The organism is Rhizobium sp. NFACC06-2 (assembly GCF_900101425.1).
GTDB lineage: Bacteria > Pseudomonadota > Alphaproteobacteria > Rhizobiales > Rhizobiaceae > Agrobacterium > Agrobacterium leguminum.
On the sequence record NZ_FMVA01000003.1, the window covers coordinates 92448 to 112137 of the forward strand.

The window sequence follows — 19690 nt, forward strand, 5'->3', positions numbered from 1 at the left end:
GCCCGAAATATTGGGGCACAAGGCATGTTCGCGAAAACCGGTTCGAATTCAGGCTCGCTTCAGACCGCGAGCCTGCGGCGTGTCGCCTTCCAGCCAAGACAGATGGCTGCAACAAGCAGAACCGTCTGGGCGACCACGAAGGGTGGTTCATTGCCGTTCGGCGCCAGGTTGTTCAGTGTTTCGACCTTCAGAAAAGCCTGAACGATCAACACGAACATATTGAGATAAAGGCTGATCGTGGCGGTGATCGTATAAATGATGCGCGCCCTGCCATTCAGACCGTATCCATAAAGCGCAACCAGTGCGATTGCCAGAACGAGGGTCGAGATGATGCCGACGCCGAGTGCCGGTGTGAAATTTCCGATTGGAAACAGGAAGCCGGTAAGTGTGGTGGCGAGCGTGGTGACGAGGAAAAACGCCATCATGCGGGGCATCCACCGCCCCGCCGCATAAGCTGGCAGGGCGATCAGTCCAGTGGCAATGCCGATGAAGCTTAAGCCCACATGCAATGCCGTGAATTGGGGAATGGTCAGTCCGAGGATCATGATACGTCTCCCTCTATTCGGTTTTGGCTGCACGATACCGGCTGGCGGCAAGTGCATGCGACAGATTGGGCCTTAACGCCGCGCGCGCTGCAAGGAAATTTTCGAGATCGGCCGTATCCGGCAGGGAAGGAATGGTAAGCGTTTCGCCGAGGTCGAGGCCGGCAAGGGCCGCATCCACCATCTCGTAAACATCCATGACCATGGCGGCCGGAATGGCTTCGAGCCGTTCCTCTTCCCAGATCGCCGTGCGGGTGATGCCCGGCAGGACGGCCTGAACCCGCACACCGGAGGGCGAAAGCTGCGCCTGCAGCGCCTCGGTGAAGGCAAGCACGAAGGCCTTGGTGGCCGGGTAGACAGCGGTGAAGGCCGCCGGCATCAGGGCCGTGACCGAGGTGATGTTGATGATCGTACCCTTGCCATCGGCGGCAAGGCGCGGTGCGATGGCTGCCGCAAGCCGGGTGACGGCAAGAATGTTGAGGTTGATCATCGTCGTCACATAGGCCGGGTCGAGCGCCGTGATTGCGCCCTCGCCGGCAATGCCGGCATTGTTAACGAGGCCGGTAATCCGCCGGTCGTCACGCAGCCGCGCCTCCACCTTTTCGAGGTCTTCCGCCCTGGAAAGATCGGCGGAGAGAACCTCGACCGCGATGCGATGATCCTTTTCCAGCTGTGCGGCGAGCGCCTTCAGCTTTTCGGCGCGCCGCGCCACGAGAATGAGATCATGGCCGCGTTTTGCCAGACGTTCGGCATAGACCGCGCCGATGCCGTCGGATGCGCCGGTGATGAGAAATGTATTCTGTGTCATGTCCGTGTCTCCTTTGTGCGGCGGTTTCAGGCGTTGATGAAGGCGAGAAGGTCGGCGTTGAACCGGTCCTGATGGGTCTGCGTCAGGCCATGGTCGGCGCCTTCATAGATTTTGAGGACCGCGTGTTTGACGATTTTGACCGTGGAAAGCGCGGATGCGCCGACCGGCACGATCTGGTCGTCATCGCCGTGCAGAACCAGTGTCGGTTTGTCGAAGGCCTTCAGGTCCTGATGGAAATCGCTTTCCGAAAAGGCGCGAATGCTGTCGAGCTGGCCTTTCAGGCCACCCATCATGCCCTGCCGCCAGAATTCGTCGCGGATGCCTTCGGATATCACGGCGCCTTCGCGGTTGTAGCCGTAGAAGGGAATGGTCAGATCCTTGAAGAACTGGCTGCGATTGTCATAGGTGCCCTTGCGGATACCGTCGAAAACATCGATCGGCAGGCCGATGGCATTGCTTTCCGTCTTCAGCATCAGCGGCGGCACCGCGCCGATGAGGGCGATTTTCGCGACGCGGGCCGTGCCGTGGCGGCCGATATAGCGGGTGACCTCGCCGCCGCCGGTGGAATGGCCGACCAGAATGATGTCGTGAAGATCGAGCTGTTCGATCAGCTCGGCCAGATCGTCGGCATATTGATCCATGGTATTGTTATGCCAGACCTGATCGGAGCGGCCGTGGCTGCGGCGGTCATGGGCGATGGTGCGGAAACCGTTGTTAGCGAAGAACACCATCTGCGCATCCCATGTATCGGCGCTGAGCGGCCAGCCATGGGAGAAGATGATGGGCTGGCCGTCTTTGCGGCCCCAGTCCTTGTAGAAAATATGCGTTCCGTCTCTGGTGGTGATCGTTGTCATGGCTCTCTCTCCTGTTGCAGGGAGCTTGCTTGCGTCCCGTGGGAATAGAGATACTCTGGAGGGTGCCGGGGCTGGATTGGCGCTTCTGACAGAAAACGAGCCGAAACTGACAAAACGGGGTGTGGGCGCATGGCAGGTGTAACGGGAAGCGCGCTGGAAGTGGGGCTGGTCCTCTATCGGGACTGTCAGATCGCCATGGTGCATGGCATCACCGATCTTTTCGCCATCGCGTCGGTATTTTCACAGGATCGCGGCGGGCCTAAATTGCGGGTTAGCCATTGGAGCATGGGCGAAGGCGGTGATTTTTCCCGCTCCTATGACACGGAACCCGGCGGGCCGGGGCATCCCGATATCTTCGTTGTGCCGGGCCGGTTGACCGGGCCGGCTGAAATCGAGGAAGCCGAGCCTTACGCCCGCTGGCTGCTGAACCGGCACGCCCAGGGCGCGACGCTGGCTGCCAGTTGCGGTGGGTCCTTCATGCTCGCGGCCACCGGGCTTCTGGCTGGCCGCCCGGCGACGACCCACTGGCTGTTTGCGGAACGTTTTCGGGACCGATTTCCTGATGTCCGGCTGGAGATAGACAAGATCGTCATCGAGGACGGCGATATCATCACGGCTGGCGGATTGATGGCGTGGACCGATCTTGGCCTGCGCATCGTCGACCGACTGCTCGGACCTTCGGTGATGATCGAGACCGGCAAATTCCTGCTGATTGATCCTTCGGGGCGCGAACAGCGTCATTATAGCAGCTTTGCTCCAAGGCTGACGCATGGCGATGAGCCGATCCTGAAAGTGCAGCACTGGCTGCAGACCCGCGCCGGGCGGGCGACGAGCGTTACCGACATGGCCGGCCATGCCGGTCTGGAGGAGCGGACCTTCCTGCGTCGCTTCAAGGCGGCGACCGGCATGAAGCCCATCGAATATGTCCAGCATCTGCGGGTCGGCAAGGCGCGGGAATTGCTGGAATTCACCCGCCGTTCGGTCGATCAGATCGCATGGTCGGTGGGTTATGAAGATTCAGCCGCCTTTCGTCGGGTGTTTCACCGCATTCTCGGTCTCTCACCGGGTGAATATAGAAGCCGCTTTTCCAGCAGTGCGGCCATGGCTGCGGCGTGAGGGCGGCCAACCGTGCCGGCGGTGCGGAGGCCCGGCCCTTGCAATGTGGCGGGCGTTTGCTAACATGCCAGACAAGTTTAAAACAGGTGGGCCGGAATGGACGTTGAGAGCAGCACGAAGCAGGGGGTATCGCTCGCGGCGAAAATCAGTTCGGCATTACGGCGGGATCTGTCGGAGGGTGTGTTCCGCCCCGGCGACCGTCTTCCAAGCGAAAGCGAACTGACGCGTGAATATTCCGTCAGCCGAACCGTGGTGCGCGAGGCCATCGCCATTCTGCGCGCCGATGGCCTTGTTGAAGCCCGCAAGGGTGCGGGCGTTTTTGCTGTCGAAGTAAAACCGGCCAAGGAGCTGCCCTTTAACGATCTGGCCGTCGGGCGAATTTCCTCGGTGATCGAATTGCTGGAATTGCGCACCGTTTTCGAGGTCGAATCCGCCGGGCTTGCGGCATCGCGCCGTTCCGCCGTGCAGGTGGAGGCGATTGTGGATGCGCATCGGCGCGTTGGTGATTGTCTCGCCGCCGGCCTGCCGACGCGGGACGCCGATTTCGAGTTCCATCTGGCCATTGCACAGGCGACGCAGAACCGGCGGTTTCCAGAGTTTCTTCAGCTCATTCGCTCCGGCATCATTCCCCGCGGCGAATTGCAGGGTGCGGCGCCCGGGTCGCGTCCGAAGGACTACAACCTGCATCTCCAGGAGGAGCATGCGAGGATTGTCGACGCCATCATCGAAGGCGATGCCGATGCCGCCCGCCAATATATGGCGGCGCATCTGCGCGGCAGCCTTGAGCGCTACAAGGTGCTTCTGCGCTCCCGCACTGCCACGGAGTGATCCCGAAATGGCCTATAGGCCAATGGGTTACGCGCTCGCTCGCCGATAGAAGGCCAGCGAGGCGGCGAGTGTGAGAAGCGCGCCGCCGCAAACCCGGTCGAGCCACAGGGCTCCGGATTTCCGCAACAGCCGGACGGCCTGCGAGCCGAGCAGGGCATATCCGAACATCACGATAAAATCGATGCCGGCGAAGATCAGCGCAAGCGCCGCATATTGCTGGAGTTGCGGCGCTGCTGGATCGATGAATTGCGGCAGGAAAGCCGAAAAGAACAGATATCCCTTGGGGTTGGTCGCCGCCACGAGAAAGCTCTTGAGGAAAATCGAGCGGGTGGAGGCGGCACCGCTGGCCTCTGCCGGTTGAAGGACGCCATCAAGCGTGCCTTTGGAGCGCAAAAGCATGAGGCCAAGAAACGCAAGATAACAGACGCCCACCCATTTGACGACGCTGAACCAGAATTCGGAGGCCGTGAGTAGGGCGCCTAGTCCCAGCGCAGCCGCGCCGATCAGGACGAAATCCGAGAGGACAGCACCAGCCATGCCGATCATCGCGCGGCGTATTCCGAATCTCGAGCCATTGGCAAGCGCCAGCAAAACGGTGGGGCCGGGCGTCGCAATGCCGATAAAGGCGACGACGGCAAATGCCAGAAGCGTCATGTCAGCCATATCTTCCTCCCCTTGAAGGCACGGACGTCATCGGCATCATAGCCGGGGGACAGGTATCCGCGCATTCCGTAAGGCGGAGAATACAGGCATTTGCGGTTGCGGCAACGCAGGCACCTTTCCCCAAAAACAAAAACGAAAGCTGGGTGAGCCCGGTCTGAAATTTCCACCCCGGACACATATTTCGGAACCTTGACCAATACGGATTTCGCTGGCATGCGCTTGACAGCCTCCAACACCTGTGACAACTTGCGGATAGTTGTCAGACAGGATTGCGCCCTGGTCACTTGCGCGGTCGATCTCTGGCAAGGGAGGAATCATGTCAAAAAGACGCCTTTCGCTATATGGCCTGTCCGGCCAGATCGGAAGTATTGCGGTTACGCTGCTTGGATTGCTGCTGCTGACCTTTTTTATCGGCCGCCTGATGCCCGCCGATCCCGTGCGGGCGATCGTGGGCGAGGATGCGACGCGCGAAACCTATGAACAGGTCTATCACGCGCTCGGTTTCGACCGTCCGCTGTGGCAACAGTTCTTCTATTATCTGGGAGACGTGTTCACCGGCGATTTCGGAACCTCGATCCGCACCGGGCGTCCGGTCATCGAAGACATCATCAGGGTCATGCCGGCGACGATGGAGCTGGCGACCTTCGCGATCCTGATCGGCGCCGGCCTCGGCATTCCCATGGGCGTTTATGCCGCCGTCAATAAAGACCGCTGGCAGGATCATCTGGTGCGGGTGCTCAGCCTGTTCGGCCATTCCATGCCGATCTTCTGGACCGGCATGATCGCGTTGATCGTTTTTTACGCCCATCTCGGCCTTGTCGGCGGCGGTGGACGCATGGACCAGTTCTATATCGGTCTGGTCGAGGAGCGGACGGGCTTTCTGCTCATCGACAGCCTGCTTGCGGGCGATATGGAGGTCTTCTGGTCGGCCATCAACCACCTCATCCTTCCCGCCGCTTTGCTCGGTTATTCCTCGTCGGCCTATATCACCCGCATGACGCGCAGCTTCATGCTGGACCAGCTGGGCCAGGAATATGTGACGACCGCCCGCGTCAAGGGCCTGTCGCAGCGGCAGACGGTGTGGCTGCATGCTTTCGGTAATATTCGCGTGCAGCTCGTCACCATTATTGCGCTTGCTTACGGTTCGCTGCTGGAAGGGGCGGTTCTCATTGAAACCGTCTTCGCCTGGCCGGGCTTCGGGCAATATCTCACCAGCAATCTTATCATCGGCGACATGAATGCCGTGATGACCTGCGTGCTTATCGTTGGCGTCATCTTCATCGGGCTCAATCTCCTGTCCGACATTCTTTACCGCTTTTTCGATCCGAGGACCCGCTGATGACGGCCCGTACAGAAACCTCCTTCCGCCTTCCGGTGCCCTTGAATGCGCTGAAGAACATCGTGGTTTTCCTCCTGAAAAGCCCGACATCGGCCTTCGGCCTAGCTGTGTTGCTGCTTCTGGTCATCGCCGCGATTTTCGCGCCCTGGCTTGCGACGCATGACCCCTACGCACAGGATCTCGCCAATACGCTGAAGGCGCCGGGTAATGGCCACGTCTTCGGCACGGACGAGTTGGGGCGCGATATCTACAGCCGCCTTCTCTGGGGCGCACGCATCACACTCACCATCATCTCGCTGGTCTCGATCATCGTCGGTCCCGTTGGCCTTCTGGTCGGCACGGCTTCCGGTTATCTCGGCGGCAAGTTCGATACGGTGATGATGCGCATCACGGATATCTTCCTGTCCTTCCCGAGCCTCATCCTGTCGCTCGCCTTCGTCGCAGCACTCGGCCCGAGCCTCAACAATGCGATCATCGCCATTGCGCTCACCTCCTGGCCGCCGATTGCGCGCCTTGCCCGTGCCGAAGCCATGACCTTTCGCAAGGCGGATTATATTGCCGCCGCGCGGCTTCAGGGCGCATCGCCGCTGCGCATCATCGTCAAGTCGATCATGCCCATGTGCCTGCCTTCGGTCCTCATCCGCCTGACGCTGAACATGGCGACCGTCATCCTCACCGCCGCCGGCCTCGGCTTCCTCGGCCTCGGCGCGCAGCCGCCGCTGCCGGAATGGGGGGCGATGATCGCCACCGGCCGGCGTTACATGCTGGATAGCTGGTGGCTCGTCACCTTCCCCGGCATTGCGATCCTCTCCGTCAGCCTCGCCTTCAATCTTCTGGGTGATGGCCTGCGGGATGCGCTCGATCCGAAGCAGATGAACCGGAGATAGGGCCATGGAAAAACCAATCCTCGACGTCGAAAATCTCCGCATTCGCTATGGCGGCTCGCCGACTGCGGCGGTGCGCGGTATCTCCTTCACACTCGGGCGTGAACGGCTCGGCATCGTCGGCGAAAGCGGCTCGGGCAAATCCACCGTCGGCCGCGCCCTGCTGCGCCTTCTGCCGTCGGCGACAATCACCGCCGACAGGCTGGATTTCGATGGCCTCGATCTTCTTTCGCTCGATGAGAAAGAGATGTTGAAGGTTCGCGGCCGGCGCATGTCGATGATCCTTCAGGATCCGAAATTCTCCCTCAACCCCATCCGCCGGGTCGGCGACCAGGTGACGGAGACTTATCTGCGCCACTTCAAGGCTTCGAAAGCCGAGGCCCGGGAAAAGGCGCTGGCCATGCTCGATGCGGTGAAAATCCGCGATGCCGCCCGTGTTTACGAACAATATCCGCATGAGATTTCCGGCGGCATGGGCCAGCGTGTCATGATCGCCATGATGCTGCTTGCCGATCCCGATCTCGTCATCGCCGATGAGCCGACCTCGGCGCTTGATGTGACGGTGCGGCTGCAGGTGCTGAATATTCTCGACGGGCTGGTGCGTGATCGCGGCATCGGCCTCATCATGATCAGCCACGACCTCAATCTCGTGCGCAATTTCTGCGACCGTGTGCTCATCATGTATTCCGGCCGGGTGGTGGAAACGCTTGCCGCACGCGATCTCGATCAGGCGCAGCACCCCTATACGCGCGGCCTGCTGGCGGCGCAGCCGCGCATCGGCGGCACGCGCGCGCCGCTTGCGGTGCTGGATCGCCGCCCCGAATGGCTGGAGGAGAACGTATAATGGCCGTTTCCGTTGAAACCCGCGATCTCTCCATCACCTTCGGCAGCGGCCATACGGCGCTGAAAGTGCTGCCTTCCGTATCCTTCCGCGTCGAGCCGGGCGAGTGCTTCGGGCTGGTCGGCGAAAGCGGATCGGGCAAATCCACCGTGCTTCGCTGCGTCTCCATGCTCAACGATTTCTGGACCGGCGATATCCTCATCGACGGCAGGTCGGTGCGCGATATGCCGTTGATCGAACGGTGCCGCATGCTGCAAATGGTGTTTCAGGACCCCTATGGATCGCTGCATCCTCGCCAGTCGGTGCGCACCGTGCTTTCGGAATCGCTTGCGATCCACAAGCTCGGCGATCGTGAAGAGCGGATGCGCAAGGTCATCACGGATGTCGGACTGCCCATCTCTTTTCTCGACCGCTTCCCGCACCAGCTTTCCGGCGGTCAGCGGCAGCGCGTGGCGATTGCCCGGGCGCTGATCCTCGAACCGTCGCTGCTGCTGCTAGACGAGCCGACGTCTGCGCTCGATGTCTCGGTGCAGGCGGAAATCCTCAACCTCCTCCAGCGCCTGCGGAAAGAGCGTGGCTTCACCTATATCATGGTGACCCACGATCTCGCCGTCGTCGATCACATGTGCGACCGCTTCGCGGTGATGCTGCGTGGTGAAATCACCGAAATCCTGCCGCGCGAGGCTATCGCCGGCAATGGCGCGACGCATCCCTATGCGCGCGAACTGATCGGCGCCTCGCTGGAATATGAAGGCGCGTGACGGCTCCAAGACCGTGACCGTCCTCCTCCGGGGCGTCACGGATAATAACATCCTCCTTCCTTGCCCGGCCTCCCTGCCGGGCATTTTTTTGGAATGGCTACGGCGGGGATGGCGGGCCGCCAATTACGCGTAGGCTACTGACATAGTGCGAGACCCGCCTTCCGTCATGCCGGACTAGATCCGGCATCCAGCCATGGCGCGTCTGCGCCGTGAATGGACTCTATCGCGATCAAGGACTTGATCGCACTAGACCCCGGATCTAGTCCGGGGTGACGGAGTGCGGAGGCTTCGCTTGTGCCTAACATATTGGGTGCGTGGGGCTTTGTTACAGCAAAAAGGCGCGGGGTTAGCCACGCCTTTTCTTATTCGAGAATAGGCGGCGAATTACCGCTCCTTGCTCACCTCTTCAAAGCGCGAAAGCCAGGGGCTGACGATCATGCCCTTGACATCGCTGCGGAAGGCGGCGGTGTCGATGACTTCGGAGAAGGGCTGAATGGACATGACAATCTCGTCCATATAACCCTGCAGCTCCTCATAAAGCTTCGTCTGTTTCGCCACGTCGCGCTCGACCAGCGCTGCCTCGATCATCTTGTTCAGCTTCTCATCGAAGAAGCTGGTTCGCCAGCTCTGGTAATTGGTGAGCTTGGCGTCATCGGCATTGTTGGGATTATAGGCGATGGAGCGCAGGTTGTTGTCCGGATGCGGCTGCTGGCCGCCGCCGCCGCGGCCGAGCAGCAGTTCGAAATTCCGCTCGCGCATGGCGCCATAGATCTGGTCGCCGGAGCCGCTGATCAGCTCGGCCTGAATGCCGGCCTGCGCCAGCGTGTTCTGGATCGCCGTCGCCGCCTTCATGAAGGGGTCTTCCGAAAGCACGCGCAGCGTGGTCTTGAAACCGTTCGGATAACCGGCCTCAGCCAGAAGCGCCTTGGCTTTTTCGATGTCGAGCTTGTAGCCCTGATCCGGCAGCGCGCCCATGACGCCAGTGCTGAGGGAGCGCTGATGCAGCTTGCCGTAGTAGGGCATGACCGCCTTGTCGAGACCGTCGTAGTCGATCAGGTAACGCAGGGCCTCGCGCACCTTCTTGTTCGCGAACCGCTCATCCTTCATCGAAACGCTGAGGTAATAAAAACCGGAACCGGGTGTGGATTCGATGGTGACAGCCTTGTCGGCCTCGAGCGATTTCAGGTCCGGGGCCTGAAGGGAATAGGCAACGTCGATATCGCCTTTTTCCAGCATCAGCCGCTGAGATTGCGATTCCGGCAGATGGCGCATCAGGATGCGCTTCATTTTTGCCTTCTCACCCCAATAATCGTCGTTGCGGGTGAGGATGATATATTCGTTGGATTTCCACTGCGTCAGCTTGAAGGGGCCGGAGCCGGCTGAATTCAGCGTCAGCCATGCGCCGCCCAGATCGCCGTCCTTTTCATTCTCAAGCGCGGTCTTGCTGTCGATGATCGAGCCGGGGCCGTTCTGCGCAAGGATCATCAGCAGAAGGTTGGGGTCGTCAGGCTTCGGGATATTCAGCACGAAGGTCTGGTCGTTTTCGGCAACGAACAGCTTGTCGGCCTCTTCCAGCTTGAAACCGCGGGTTTTCAGGAAGGAGGATTGCGCCAGGTTGCGGGCGAGTAGCCGCTTCAGGCTCCACGCCACGTCCTTGGCCGTCACGGCGTTGCCGGAAGCGAATTTGGCATCGGCACGCAGATGGAAACGGATGGATTTCCGGTCTTCGGCAATCTCCCAGCGTTCGGCAAGGCGAGGCTGAACGCTGCGATCTTTCGGGGAAAGCACGACCAGTGTGTCATAGACATTGTTCAGCACCTGCACGGTCTCGCGGCCGGTAATGGCGGCGGGATCGAGGGTGAGGATATTGCTCATGGTCGTGGCGACGATGAGCTGGTCTTTCGGCGTTTCGGCAAAGGCGCTGAGCGGCATGGCGCCGATCAGCAGGGCGCCAAGTGCTGCGGTTGCAAGAAAATGTTTCATCTTTCCTCCCAATACGGCCGGTTCATACGGCCTTTCCACGTTTTGATCCACACGCCCGGTTCCTCCTCGGGTGTCGCAGGATCAGCCAAGAATCTCTCTGACCGGAGCTACTAGCGCCCGGCCGATTGCCGCCGTTGCCGGCGCATCCAGATGCACGCCATCCACCGGTGAGGCGCTGGCCACCGATCCGGCATCGAAAAAGGCATGTCCGAGTTCGGCGGCGAGTTTGCGGTAAAGCGGCGCAAGCCTGAGCGATTGCCCGATATCCCGCCCGCCGGCAGGTTCGCCGCCGGGGCCTGCGACGCAGGGCGGCGGGGAGACGATCAGCAGTTTCGGCACGGCCTCTCGCGGTTTGTAAATGAAGGTCTCGACAATCTGCGCCAGCCGCCGCATGCCGGAAACGGCGGCTTCTGCCCGCCCGCCATGCACCGGCTTGATATCGTTGGTGCCCAGCATGATGATGACGAGATCGAGTGGCATGTGGCAGGACAGCGCGACTTCAAGCGCCCGCGCGCCATTGCGGCAGGCCGGGCCGGCATGGTCGTCGTAACAGGTCGTGCGCCCGCCAAGCCCTTCCGGGTGAACCTTTGCCTTTCCGGCAAGCGCGGCCTCCAGAACCTCCGGCCAGCGGTGTTCGGCGGGGTGCCGCAGACCCGTTGCCGGGTCCGCGCCCCAGGTGAGGCTGTCTCCGAAGGCGAGCACCGTTTTCATCGCCCCTTACCTCACCCGGTTATTGTCGATGAAGGTAAAATCGATGTCCTCGCCAAGACCCGGCCGGTCAGGGACGTGGACGAAGCCGTCGCGGTCCATCGGGTCGGACAGCGATTTCAGATAATCGTGGCCGTCATCATATTCGAGGAAGGGGTGCAACAGGCCGCGCTCATACCAGCGGCAATTCTTGGTGGCGGCGACAACATGAAGGTTCATGGCCGTGTTGCCATGCACCTCGCATTCCATGCCGAAGGCTTCAGCCAGATGCATGGTCTTCAGCGCCGGGGTGATGCCGCCGACATCGTTGACGCCGGTGCGCAGAATATCGCAGGCGCCGGATTTGATCCATTCGGCCCGGTGCCAATGTTTGCCGGCCGCACTTTCGGGGCCGACGACCGGAATATCGAGATTGTCGGAAAGCCATTTGTAGGAAGACAGCGACTGCTCATCCATCGGCTCCTCGATCCAGTCGAAACCGAGTTTTTCGAGACCACGGCCCAGCGCCAGCGCATCGGTGCGGGAATACCAGTGGAAGGCGTCGATCATCAGGCGAATATCGGGTCCGACTGCCTCGCGCACGGCCGCGCAGGCCTTGAGGTCCATCTTCACATCCGGTGCCCAGCTGACGGGCGGCATCCAGGTGTGCAGCTTGATGCCCTTGTAGCCGCGCTTCACCAGTGTTTCGGCAAAGCGGCCGTAGTCCTCAGGTGTCGCAAGCCCGCCTTCCAGCTCATCGCCGCACATGATGGAGCCATAAGCGAGCACCTTGTCGCGATAACCGCCAATCAACTTGTATACAGGTTGATTGAGCGAGCGGCCGGCAAGGTCCCATAATGCGCAGTCCACCACCGCCAATGTGCGGTCGGTCAGCTGCGCGGCCGAACCACGCTGCCAGTGAGCAAGGTCCTGCCATAGCCGTTCGCGGTCGCGATGGTCTTCACCGATCAGGACTTTCTTGACGAATTTTTCGATGACATGCGGGCGAACGATCTCCGGCGCGGTGAAAGAATGGCCTTCCTGACCGTCCTCGGTGCGGATTGTCAGCATGGCCTGTTCCACCTGATGCGCCGGACCCGGATGCGCGTGACCGGCACTGTCCGAGTGCCGACGGGTCGTCGTGCGGAAAACACGGACCTCGACGTCGGTGATGATCATAATTCCTCCCTCATGCAGGTATGGCAGCGTTTGCGATTGCTGTAATGTCATACATGTATGCGTTATTTGTCAACATGTATGATAATCTGTATTACATGTTGGTGCCAAAAATCAAGGCCATTTGCGCACGGTGTTGCACAGCTCATCGGTGAGACCGGGCTCCTGAGTGAAATTTTGCGTCTTGGCGGAAGAAAATCTGACGGGAGGCATGAGCGCGACCTATGCCGAATGGGATGTAATCCATGATTTTAGTAGACTATTGAATCGCGCAATGATCTTTCAACAAAGGCCGGGACTATAAACGAACATGCCGTGCCAGCCGTGCCTGTCATCATGCATTCTGCGTGGGAATGCGCCGCATTGAACGGCTGTCTGGAACAGGGATGGCTGCATCTGCGCTGCTGAGCTTCAACAGTCATTTCCGGATGTACAGCCATGCCTCTTTCCCATATCTCCCACTTCGCATTTCTGGTTCCCGGCAATTATCAAGATGATGATCCTGCTGAGGGGCTGGAAGAAACCCTGCAGCTTTTCGAAGCCGGAGAGGCGCTGGGTTATCACAGCGCCTGGGTTCGCCAGCGCCATCTGGAACGGGGCGTTTCATCGGCGGCCACTTTCCTCGCGGCGGCATCGCAGCGCACGAAACGAATCGGCCTCGGCACCGCCGTCATTCAGCTTGGTTACGAAAATCCCTTCAGGCTGGCGGAAGATCTGGCCACCGTGGATGTCCTGTCGCGCGGGCGGTTGAATGTCGGGGTTTCGGTGGGCGCGCCGCCCTTCGCCCATCTTATTTCGGATTATGTCGATACGGTTCCGGATGCGGACTACAGCCATGCCCGCGCCGAAAAGCTGGCAAGGGCCCTGCGGTCGGAACCGCTATCCAGCGAGACGGAAGCGGGCAATGCGGCCGGCGCGCAGGTGCCGCGCCTGCGTCCAGTCGCCGAGGGGCTGACGGACCGGCTATGGTATGGCGGCGGATCGCAGAATTCCGCGCTTTGGGCGGGGAAGGCGGGCTTCAATCTTCTGACGGGCAATATTGTCAGCGGCGAAAATACCGATGATTTTCTGACCGCGCAGGCGGCGCTGGTCAGCCGCTTCCGGCAGGAATGGGCGCATGAGCGCCAGCCGCGTGTCGCTCTTGGCCGCGTGATCCTGCCGACCGATAGCGCGAGCCCCGCGACCCGCCGCCGTTACAAGGAATTCGCCGCCGAGCGTGACAAGCGCACGACCACGCCGCATGGGGCGCGGCGCACGCTTTTCCTGCCCGATATCGTTGGAACGACGGACGAAATTCTGGAGAGATTGTCGCGCGATCCCGTTCTGCCGCACGTCTCGGAATTCCGTCTCGAACTGCCCTATGAATTCCAGCCGGACGATTATCGCCAAATCGTCACGGATTTCGCCTCCGTCCTGCCGCAGCTTTCAGGCGGGCAGCCGGTTTTGAAAGTGGCGACGGGCCAATAATATGTTCCGTTCCCGCCATTCCCGCCTCCTGCGGGAGGGGCGGGAGATCGACATTTGCGATAGCGCTACCGCTGCTGTTAATCTGGATAAGGCAGGCCATAGCGGTCGCGGATCGTCACGCCTTCATGTTGGCGCGGGTAAACACCCCGATCCTGCAGCACCGGCACGACCTTTTCGACGAATTCAGCAATGTCGTCGGGCGCGCGCGGCGGCTGCAGGGTGTAACCATCCACCGTGCCGTCCTGCCAGAGGTCGATAATGCCATCCGCCACCTCTTCCGGCGTACCGAGCAGCAGCCGGTGATGTCCCTCCGAGCGGCGAACGGCCTCGCGGGCGGTGAGTTTTTCATGGCTCAGCAGGTCGGAAAGGCCAAGCCCCATGCCCACCGCCCATTGCCGGTTCTGGTCCGGGACGAAACGTTCCGCATCGAGTTTCACATCGGGATTGAAATCGCGGGGATCGATGCCGTTTTCCCTGGCGAAGCGCGCCAGCAGACCGTCTTCGGAGCCTGTTCCGCTATACAGTTCGTGTTTGCGCAATGCTTCCTCACGGGTCTCGCCGAGAATGACAACGAGGCCCGGAACGATGCGGATGCCGGAGGGATCGCGACCGAGGGAGACGGCGCGATCCCGGACCTTCTTGCCGAAGGCCTGGCCCGCCGGTCGGGACAGGATGTTGCAATAGATGATCTCGCCATGGCGTGCCGCCAGATCGATGCCGCCTTCGGAGGCGCCGGCCTGCGCGATGACCGGATGCCCCTGCGGCCCACGCGGAACGTTGAGCGGGCCTTTGACATGGAAATATTGCCCCTCGTGATCGATGGTTTCGGCGGTCGCCGCATCCCAGAAACGCTCTTCCGGCACCTCGCCTTCGCGGCGCGGATCCCAGCTCGACCAGAGTTTTTTTCGCCACATCGAGAAATTCGGTGGCCTTGGCATATCTCTCGCTGCGCGGCGGCAGCGGATCGTTGCCGAAATTGGCGGCGACATTGGGATTGAAGGAAGAGACGATGTTGACGATCAGCCTGCCGCCGGTGACGAGGTCGATGGATTGGGTCCGTCTGGCGAAATTATAGGGCGAATTATAGGTGGAGGATACCGTTGCCACAAAACCGATATCCGGCACCTGTGCCGCAAGCGATGTCGAGAGAATGAGTGGATCGATGGTGTGAAACGGGCGGCTTGTGGGGTCGGTCAGCAGTGCCGGGTGGTCGGAAAGGAAAACCGCGTCGAACCGGCCTTTGTGGGCCAGTTCCGTCAGCCGGCGATAATAGCCTATGTCGTTGATGTCGTGCCGATCTCGTCGGCCGCCGTTTCGGTGTGCCGCGCCGGCCGGAAGGCATTGTCGGTTTCATGCGCGCGACGGCGCTGAAGGGCATCGTTTCGGCGCTTTCGCTGGAAGGGCTGAAGGTTGAGGATGTCGAACTCAAGCACATTGTCATCAAGGATTCGGTACTGGCCTCGCAGGAAGGGCCGTCGCTGTTCGGCCTGAAGCGCCGGCAGTCCTTCGGTAAGGAAATCATCGCGCTGCTGCGGGGCGAGGTCGATGCGATGTTCGTCAAGGGAACGGCCGGTATTGCCGCCGCGAACCTGATCGGTGCGGTGCAGGTGGCCGAGTTCGGTTTTCACCCCGACCCGACGATCCGCATCAATTCCGGTTCGCCGCGGGTGCTGACGGTTGATGGACGGCTTGCCGATGAGCGCCCCGATCTGGTGCAGCGGCTGGTTGACGCCATCGCCCGGGCCTCGCTCTGGGCGGAACAGCACCCGGACGAGACGCGCCGTTTCATCGCGCGCGAGGCTGGCGCGACGGAGGAACAGGTTCTGGCCGCCAATGGCGCTGAGGTTCACCGCCATCTCGGTCTCGGCCTCGATGCCGACCTTGTCGGCGCTGTGCGCCATTACAAGGACTTCCTGCACCAATGGGGCTTCCTTGAAAACGACTTCGATCTGGGCGACTGGATCGACGACCGTTTCGTCCCGGCAAATGAAAGGGCGGTGGCATGAGCGTTGCACTTTCCGCCGTTGCGACCGCGCCGGCGCAGCGGCCAGATCCGGTCGCCGTTGCAACCGCGCTGGTCAGGGATTTCAGCCTGACCGCAGCGGACCATGATAAAAGCGGCGAATTCGCCGCCGGTAATTTCGAGGCGCTTTTCAAGTCCGGTCTGCTGGGTCTCGTCACGGCTGAAAAGGATGGCGGCTGGGGCGAGGGCATGGAAACGGCACATGCCGTCATTACGGCCATTGCCAGGGGCGATCCGTCGACCGCCCTCATCCTCGCCATGCATTACAGCGTTCATGCCGCGATCCGGCGCAGCAAGTGGCCGGCAGCACTTGCTGCAAAGGTACTGGCCGCCAATAGCAGGGAACCGGCGCTCCTGAACAATGCGCAGGCGGAGCCGGGTGTCGGTTCGCCCGCCCATGGCGGCCTGCCGAAAACGACGGCGCGGATCGAGGGCGATTTCTGGGTAGTCAATGGCCGCAAGAGCTTCGTCACCGGCCTGCCGGGCCTGAAATGGGCGATCGTGCTTGCCGTGACGGCGGAAGAGACGCCGCGCCTTATCCAGCTTCTTGTTCCTCTCGATGCGGCTGGCATCGCCCAGAAAAAAGCATGGGAGGCGACCGGCATGTACGCCACAGCCAGCCATGATCTGGTGCTGGAAGACGTGAAGGTGCCGCTTGCCGATATCGTCGCCGAGCAGCCGGCGGAGCCGCTGCGGCGCGATGAAGCGGACGGGTATAATTTCTTCGTTCTGCTGGCTTCCGTCTATCACGGTGTCGCGCTTTCGGCGCGGGACGATCTGTTGCGCCATCTGAATGGCCATGTTCCGGCAAGTCTTGGCGCATCGCTGTCCTCCATCCCCCGCATTCAGGAAGGTCTCGGCCAGATCGAAGTGCTGCTGGCGGCGAACCTACGCCTCCTTCTCTCCGTCGCCCGCGATGTCGATGCGGGGGAGAGGGTGGGAACCGATGCACTGGCCGTTCGTCATGTGGTCATCGACAATGCCGTGGCGGTGACGGATCTGGCGCTGGAGCTTGGCGGCAATCGCGGCCTGCGCCGGGATTACGATCTTGAGCGCCATCACCGCGACGCCATTACGGCAAGGGCGCATGCGCCGCAGAGCCATATGATCCGAACGATTCTCGGTCGTCGGAGCATCAAGGCGGCGGGTGGTTGACCGATGAAGCAAAAGGGCGGCCCTGTCCGAGGCGGGCCGCCCATTTTCAGGTCACGCCCATCAATCCCGCAGCAGCGGCAGCAAGCTCTCGCCCTGCCGCTCGATTTCCTTGAGATAGGGCGTGTCGGAAAGCACGAAATGGCTGATGCCCAGCGCGCGGTATTTGCGCAGTGACGCGGCGACATCTTCCGCCGAGCCGACAAGCCATGTGGTTCCCGCCCCGCCGCCGCCGAATTTGCCCGGGGCGGTATAGAGATTGTCGTCCAGCACGTCGCTCTGACGGTGCAAATCTAGCAGGCGGCGCTGGCCGACCGCCACGGCCTGAAGATGGTCGTTCCAGCGTACCCCATTGTTTGCGGCCATTTCGGCAACTTTCGCTTCCGCATCCCGCCATGCCTCGGCTGTGGTTTTTCGCACCAGCGTGGTGATCCGCAGGCCGAATTGCAGCGGCGGCAGATCGCGGCCGAGCTTTTCGCTGAAGTTTCTCAGCCGCTCGATCCTTTCGCGCACGCCGGCGAGCGGTTCTCCCCAGAAAAGCTGCACGTCGGCCTCGGTTGCTGCAACCTGCTCGGCTGCTTCCGAAGCGCCGCCGAAATAGAGTTTGGGATGCGGCCGGCCTTCGCGTGCGGCGATGCGCGGCGAAACCGTGGAGTTCGTGACCCGGAAATGATCGCCGTTAAAAGTGACGTTTTCCTCGGTCCAGAGCCGCCGCACCAGCCGCATGAATTCTTTCGTGCGGGCATAACGCTGCGCCTGATCGCCTTCTTCATCGCCATAGGCGGCAAGCTCATCCCTGCCGGAAACGATGTTGATCCGAACTCGATCGCCGGAAAGCTGGTCGAGCGTGGTGGCGGCCGATGCGAGGTTGGCAGGCTTCCAGTAGCCGGGACGGATAGCGATCAGGGGCTCGAATGCCGTGGTGCGGGCCGCAAGCGCCGCCGCCACCGTAAATGTATCCGGACGTCCCCAGCCGGTGCCGATCAGCGCGCCTTTCCAGCCATGGGTTTCAAGCGCTTTGGCATGGCTCGTCAATGTGTCGAGACTATTGTGGTTTTCGCTGACGGCGTCGCCTCGGTGGCCCGGTTTGACGTCATTGGGGATGTACCAGAGAAATTCGCTCGTGCTGCTCACATTATCCGCCTGAATTTTCGTTTTATCTTGCAGTGGAATGGCCCTGCTGACGTTTGGCCTTCACCGCTTGGGCCTACGGGAGGCGCAAGCCTCCGCAGGTGCGAGAATGGCAAAGCGGCGGCGGCCCGGCGAAGCAGCGACGTTTTTTTTGTCATGCGGCGGAGGAAAAGCTTTCCGTCTGGAAAGACTATATTGCACATATTTTCTATATAATAAATTTGAGGAAATGATTCCCTCCGGACGAAATTATTTCCGCCTTGGAGAACGCATTTTCTGCATGATCGAAATTGTCTGGATCGATTTTTCGTGAGGCCACGAAAGGTGAGCAAGTCAATAGTCGACGGAAATCGCGAAATTCACCATGCTTGCGGCATACCGCCCACAACCCATGGAGCAGGCATGTGTACCACCTTGATTGTCCCTGGCCTGAATGGTTCGGATGAAGGACATTGGCAGCGGCACTGGTTGCTGGATGATCCCGACTCGAAGCTCGTCGATCAGGACAATTGGCAATGCCCGGTTCTCGAGGACTGGCTCGATCGTCTCGAGGCCGCGCTGGCGACAGTCGAAAGCGCTTATATCGTCGCCCACAGCCTCGGTTGCCTGCTGGTGGCGAATATGGCGTCTCGCCCCTTCGCCGCCAAAATCAGGGGCGCGCTTCTGGTCGCACCCGCCCATCTCGACCGCGTGGAGGCGATGCATCCCTGTATCGTCCGGTTCGGCGCGTTTCCGCAGCAACCGCTTGCTTTCCCCAGCCTCGTCGTGGGCAGCATGAACGATCCCTACATGGATGCCGAAGAGCTTGCGCGCAGTGCGAGCCTGTGGGGGAGCGATCTCATCAATCTCGGCGCCGTTGGACATATCAATATTGCCAGCGGCTACGGACGATGGCCTGAAGGTTATGCTCTTTTCGAACGGTTGAAGGCAGATGGCGCATCGGCAAAGGCGGTGTCCGGATCGAGATTGCGTAGATTGACTGCCCTGGGCGAAGCACATTTTTGAGGAAATGACTGATCGTTCGGTTCCGTGCCCGATTATTAGCAGCCGGAAACGGATTTTTTCCCGCCGCCGCAACCTTAGTCCGCATTTGCCGGCGATCCTCCAATTATAGAATAGTAATTTTATGGAAAATATTGACGATTTCGGACGGTCGCCTGAGGATAAGGGGAGTTGAGCAAAGGAGGCGCACATGCCGCAGGGACTTCATGCGTTTACTTTCGATCTGTTCGGTTTGACCCGGCGTCAGCCGCGGGAAGAGGAACAGGTCAGCCTTCATCCTCTGGATCATTCCGGACGCGTCAGGCAGGAGAAAAGCGATCTCGAACTCGAACGGGAAGAGATCTGCGAAATGAACTTTGCGATGCTCGGCCTTTATCCGGTCTTCTGACGACCACCAGCGAGGGTTCCTTTTCCCTTCGAAGCGCCGTTTATC

General features: G+C 60.8%; 18 protein-coding genes and 2 pseudogenes. 11 read left to right on the forward strand and 9 right to left on the reverse strand.

The window, feature by feature from the left end; all coding sequences use genetic code 11:
- Positions 1–59 precede the first annotated feature (59 nt).
- The 3 genes from F3H58_RS07340 to F3H58_RS07350 are packed head-to-tail and all read right to left on the reverse strand — an operon-like array spanning position 60 to position 2204.
- Positions 60–545 carry a hypothetical protein gene (locus F3H58_RS07340; RefSeq protein WP_149741732.1) on the reverse strand — a complete coding sequence of 162 codons (486 nt, stop codon included), beginning with the start codon at positions 543–545 and terminating at the stop codon, positions 60–62.
- Between the two features lie 13 nt (positions 546–558).
- Positions 559–1350 (reverse strand): SDR family NAD(P)-dependent oxidoreductase, encoded by a 792-nt coding sequence (locus F3H58_RS07345; protein WP_149741733.1) that lies wholly within the window; start codon positions 1348–1350, stop codon positions 559–561.
- A 26-nt stretch (positions 1351–1376) separates the two neighbouring features.
- Positions 1377–2204, reverse strand: coding sequence for an alpha/beta fold hydrolase (locus F3H58_RS07350; RefSeq protein ID WP_003524728.1), 828 nt, complete (start codon positions 2202–2204; stop codon positions 1377–1379).
- Positions 2205–2333: 129 nt separating this feature from the next.
- Between F3H58_RS07350 and F3H58_RS07355 the strand changes: the two genes are divergently transcribed.
- Positions 2334–3320: a GlxA family transcriptional regulator gene (locus F3H58_RS07355; protein WP_149741734.1), complete on the forward strand. Its 987-nt coding sequence runs from the start codon at positions 2334–2336 to the stop codon at positions 3318–3320.
- A gap of 96 nt (positions 3321–3416) precedes the next feature.
- Positions 3417–4148, forward strand: a complete 732-nt coding sequence (locus F3H58_RS07360) for a FadR/GntR family transcriptional regulator (protein WP_149741735.1) — start codon at positions 3417–3419, stop codon at positions 4146–4148.
- A gap of 27 nt (positions 4149–4175) precedes the next feature.
- On the opposite strand, the gene F3H58_RS07365 is transcribed toward F3H58_RS07360, so the two are convergent.
- Positions 4176–4811 (reverse strand): LysE family translocator, encoded by a 636-nt coding sequence (locus tag F3H58_RS07365; protein WP_149741736.1) that lies wholly within the window; start codon positions 4809–4811, stop codon positions 4176–4178.
- Between the two features lie 316 nt (positions 4812–5127).
- Between F3H58_RS07365 and F3H58_RS07370 the strand changes: the two genes are divergently transcribed.
- Genes F3H58_RS07370 through F3H58_RS07385 form a run of 4 tightly spaced genes read left to right on the forward strand, consistent with a single transcriptional unit; the run spans position 5128 to position 8636 of the window.
- Positions 5128–6150, forward strand: coding sequence for an ABC transporter permease (locus F3H58_RS07370; RefSeq protein ID WP_020813122.1), 1023 nt, complete (start codon positions 5128–5130; stop codon positions 6148–6150).
- Complete coding sequence (locus tag F3H58_RS07375) at positions 6150–7037, forward strand: ABC transporter permease (RefSeq protein ID WP_003524723.1); 888 nt, start codon at positions 6150–6152, stop codon at positions 7035–7037. The genes F3H58_RS07370 and F3H58_RS07375 overlap by 1 nt, the downstream gene beginning before the upstream one ends.
- 4 nt (positions 7038–7041) lie before the next feature.
- Positions 7042–7878: an ABC transporter ATP-binding protein gene (locus F3H58_RS07380; protein WP_149741737.1), complete on the forward strand. Its 837-nt coding sequence runs from the start codon at positions 7042–7044 to the stop codon at positions 7876–7878.
- Positions 7878–8636 carry an ABC transporter ATP-binding protein gene (locus F3H58_RS07385; RefSeq protein ID WP_149741738.1) on the forward strand — a complete coding sequence of 253 codons (759 nt, stop codon included), beginning with the start codon at positions 7878–7880 and terminating at the stop codon, positions 8634–8636. The genes F3H58_RS07380 and F3H58_RS07385 overlap by 1 nt, the downstream gene beginning before the upstream one ends.
- 384 nt (positions 8637–9020) lie before the next feature.
- Here the strand turns inward: F3H58_RS07385 and F3H58_RS07390 are convergent, their stop codons facing one another.
- The 3 genes from F3H58_RS07390 to F3H58_RS07400 form a co-directional block, all read right to left on the reverse strand.
- The gene (locus F3H58_RS07390) at positions 9021–10619 is read right to left on the reverse strand and encodes an ABC transporter substrate-binding protein (RefSeq protein ID WP_149741739.1); all 1599 of its coding nucleotides are present in this window, start codon (positions 10617–10619) and stop codon (positions 9021–9023) included.
- Between the two features lie 81 nt (positions 10620–10700).
- A complete protein-coding gene (locus F3H58_RS07395; protein WP_149741740.1) occupies positions 10701–11330 on the reverse strand; it encodes an SGNH/GDSL hydrolase family protein in 630 nt (209 codons plus the stop codon).
- A 6-nt stretch (positions 11331–11336) separates the two neighbouring features.
- Complete coding sequence (locus F3H58_RS07400; protein WP_065657151.1) at positions 11337–12485, reverse strand: mandelate racemase family protein; 1149 nt, start codon at positions 12483–12485, stop codon at positions 11337–11339.
- Between the two features lie 435 nt (positions 12486–12920).
- Between F3H58_RS07400 and F3H58_RS07405 the strand changes: the two genes are divergently transcribed.
- Positions 12921–13949 carry an LLM class flavin-dependent oxidoreductase gene (locus F3H58_RS07405; protein ID WP_149741741.1) on the forward strand — a complete coding sequence of 343 codons (1029 nt, stop codon included), beginning with the start codon at positions 12921–12923 and terminating at the stop codon, positions 13947–13949.
- Positions 13950–14026: 77 nt separating this feature from the next.
- On the opposite strand, the pseudogene F3H58_RS07410 reads toward F3H58_RS07405, so the two are convergent.
- Positions 14027–15248 (reverse strand): annotated as a pseudogene (locus F3H58_RS07410) (NtaA/DmoA family FMN-dependent monooxygenase); the annotation flags it as partial.
- On the opposite strand from F3H58_RS07410, the pseudogene F3H58_RS07415 reads away from it, so the two are divergent.
- Together F3H58_RS07415 and F3H58_RS07420 are read left to right on the forward strand one after the other, a co-directional pair.
- A pseudogene (locus F3H58_RS07415) lies at positions 15242–15955 on the forward strand (ABC transporter substrate-binding protein); the annotation flags it as partial. The pseudogenes F3H58_RS07410 and F3H58_RS07415 overlap by 7 nt on opposite strands.
- Positions 15952–17127, forward strand: a complete 1176-nt coding sequence (locus F3H58_RS07420) for an acyl-CoA dehydrogenase family protein (protein WP_149741742.1) — start codon at positions 15952–15954, stop codon at positions 17125–17127. The pseudogene F3H58_RS07415 and the gene F3H58_RS07420, both read left to right, overlap by 4 nt.
- A 60-nt stretch (positions 17128–17187) precedes the next feature.
- Here the strand turns inward: F3H58_RS07420 and F3H58_RS07425 are convergent, their stop codons facing one another.
- Complete coding sequence (locus tag F3H58_RS07425) at positions 17188–18258, reverse strand: LLM class flavin-dependent oxidoreductase (RefSeq protein WP_149741743.1); 1071 nt, start codon at positions 18256–18258, stop codon at positions 17188–17190.
- Between the two features lie 399 nt (positions 18259–18657).
- On the opposite strand from F3H58_RS07425, the gene F3H58_RS07430 reads away from it, so the two are divergent.
- Together F3H58_RS07430 and F3H58_RS27160 are read left to right on the forward strand one after the other, a co-directional pair.
- Positions 18658–19260 (forward strand): alpha/beta hydrolase, encoded by a 603-nt coding sequence (locus F3H58_RS07430; protein WP_149741744.1) that lies wholly within the window; start codon positions 18658–18660, stop codon positions 19258–19260.
- Positions 19261–19447: 187 nt separating this feature from the next.
- A complete protein-coding gene (locus F3H58_RS27160; RefSeq protein WP_188128813.1) occupies positions 19448–19645 on the forward strand; it encodes a hypothetical protein in 198 nt (65 codons plus the stop codon).
- Positions 19646–19690: the final 45 nt, after the last annotated feature.

What these genes read in the sequence shown, in the direction of transcription:
- F3H58_RS07340 (WP_149741732.1), bottom strand. Translation starts at nt 545, where the DNA reads ATGATCCTCGGACTGACCATTCCCCAATTCACGGCATTGCATGTGGGC.
- F3H58_RS07345 (WP_149741733.1), bottom strand. Translation starts at nt 1,350, where the DNA reads ATGACACAGAATACATTTCTCATCACCGGCGCATCCGACGGCATCGGC.
- F3H58_RS07350 (WP_003524728.1), bottom strand. Translation starts at nt 2,204, where the DNA reads ATGACAACGATCACCACCAGAGACGGAACGCATATTTTCTACAAGGAC.
- F3H58_RS07355 (WP_149741734.1), top strand. Translation starts at nt 2,334, where the DNA reads ATGGCAGGTGTAACGGGAAGCGCGCTGGAAGTGGGGCTGGTCCTCTAT.
- F3H58_RS07360 (WP_149741735.1), top strand. Translation starts at nt 3,417, where the DNA reads ATGGACGTTGAGAGCAGCACGAAGCAGGGGGTATCGCTCGCGGCGAAA.
- F3H58_RS07365 (WP_149741736.1), bottom strand. Translation starts at nt 4,811, where the DNA reads ATGGCTGACATGACGCTTCTGGCATTTGCCGTCGTCGCCTTTATCGGC.
- F3H58_RS07370 (WP_020813122.1), top strand. Translation starts at nt 5,128, where the DNA reads ATGTCAAAAAGACGCCTTTCGCTATATGGCCTGTCCGGCCAGATCGGA.
- F3H58_RS07375 (WP_003524723.1), top strand. Translation starts at nt 6,150, where the DNA reads ATGACGGCCCGTACAGAAACCTCCTTCCGCCTTCCGGTGCCCTTGAAT.
- F3H58_RS07380 (WP_149741737.1), top strand. Translation starts at nt 7,042, where the DNA reads ATGGAAAAACCAATCCTCGACGTCGAAAATCTCCGCATTCGCTATGGC.
- F3H58_RS07385 (WP_149741738.1), top strand. Translation starts at nt 7,878, where the DNA reads ATGGCCGTTTCCGTTGAAACCCGCGATCTCTCCATCACCTTCGGCAGC.
- F3H58_RS07390 (WP_149741739.1), bottom strand. Translation starts at nt 10,619, where the DNA reads ATGAAACATTTTCTTGCAACCGCAGCACTTGGCGCCCTGCTGATCGGC.
- F3H58_RS07395 (WP_149741740.1), bottom strand. Translation starts at nt 11,330, where the DNA reads ATGAAAACGGTGCTCGCCTTCGGAGACAGCCTCACCTGGGGCGCGGAC.
- F3H58_RS07400 (WP_065657151.1), bottom strand. Translation starts at nt 12,485, where the DNA reads ATGATCATCACCGACGTCGAGGTCCGTGTTTTCCGCACGACGACCCGT.
- F3H58_RS07405 (WP_149741741.1), top strand. Translation starts at nt 12,921, where the DNA reads ATGCCTCTTTCCCATATCTCCCACTTCGCATTTCTGGTTCCCGGCAAT.
- F3H58_RS07420 (WP_149741742.1), top strand. Translation starts at nt 15,952, where the DNA reads ATGAGCGTTGCACTTTCCGCCGTTGCGACCGCGCCGGCGCAGCGGCCA.
- F3H58_RS07430 (WP_149741744.1), top strand. Translation starts at nt 18,658, where the DNA reads ATGTGTACCACCTTGATTGTCCCTGGCCTGAATGGTTCGGATGAAGGA.
- F3H58_RS27160 (WP_188128813.1), top strand. Translation starts at nt 19,448, where the DNA reads ATGCCGCAGGGACTTCATGCGTTTACTTTCGATCTGTTCGGTTTGACC.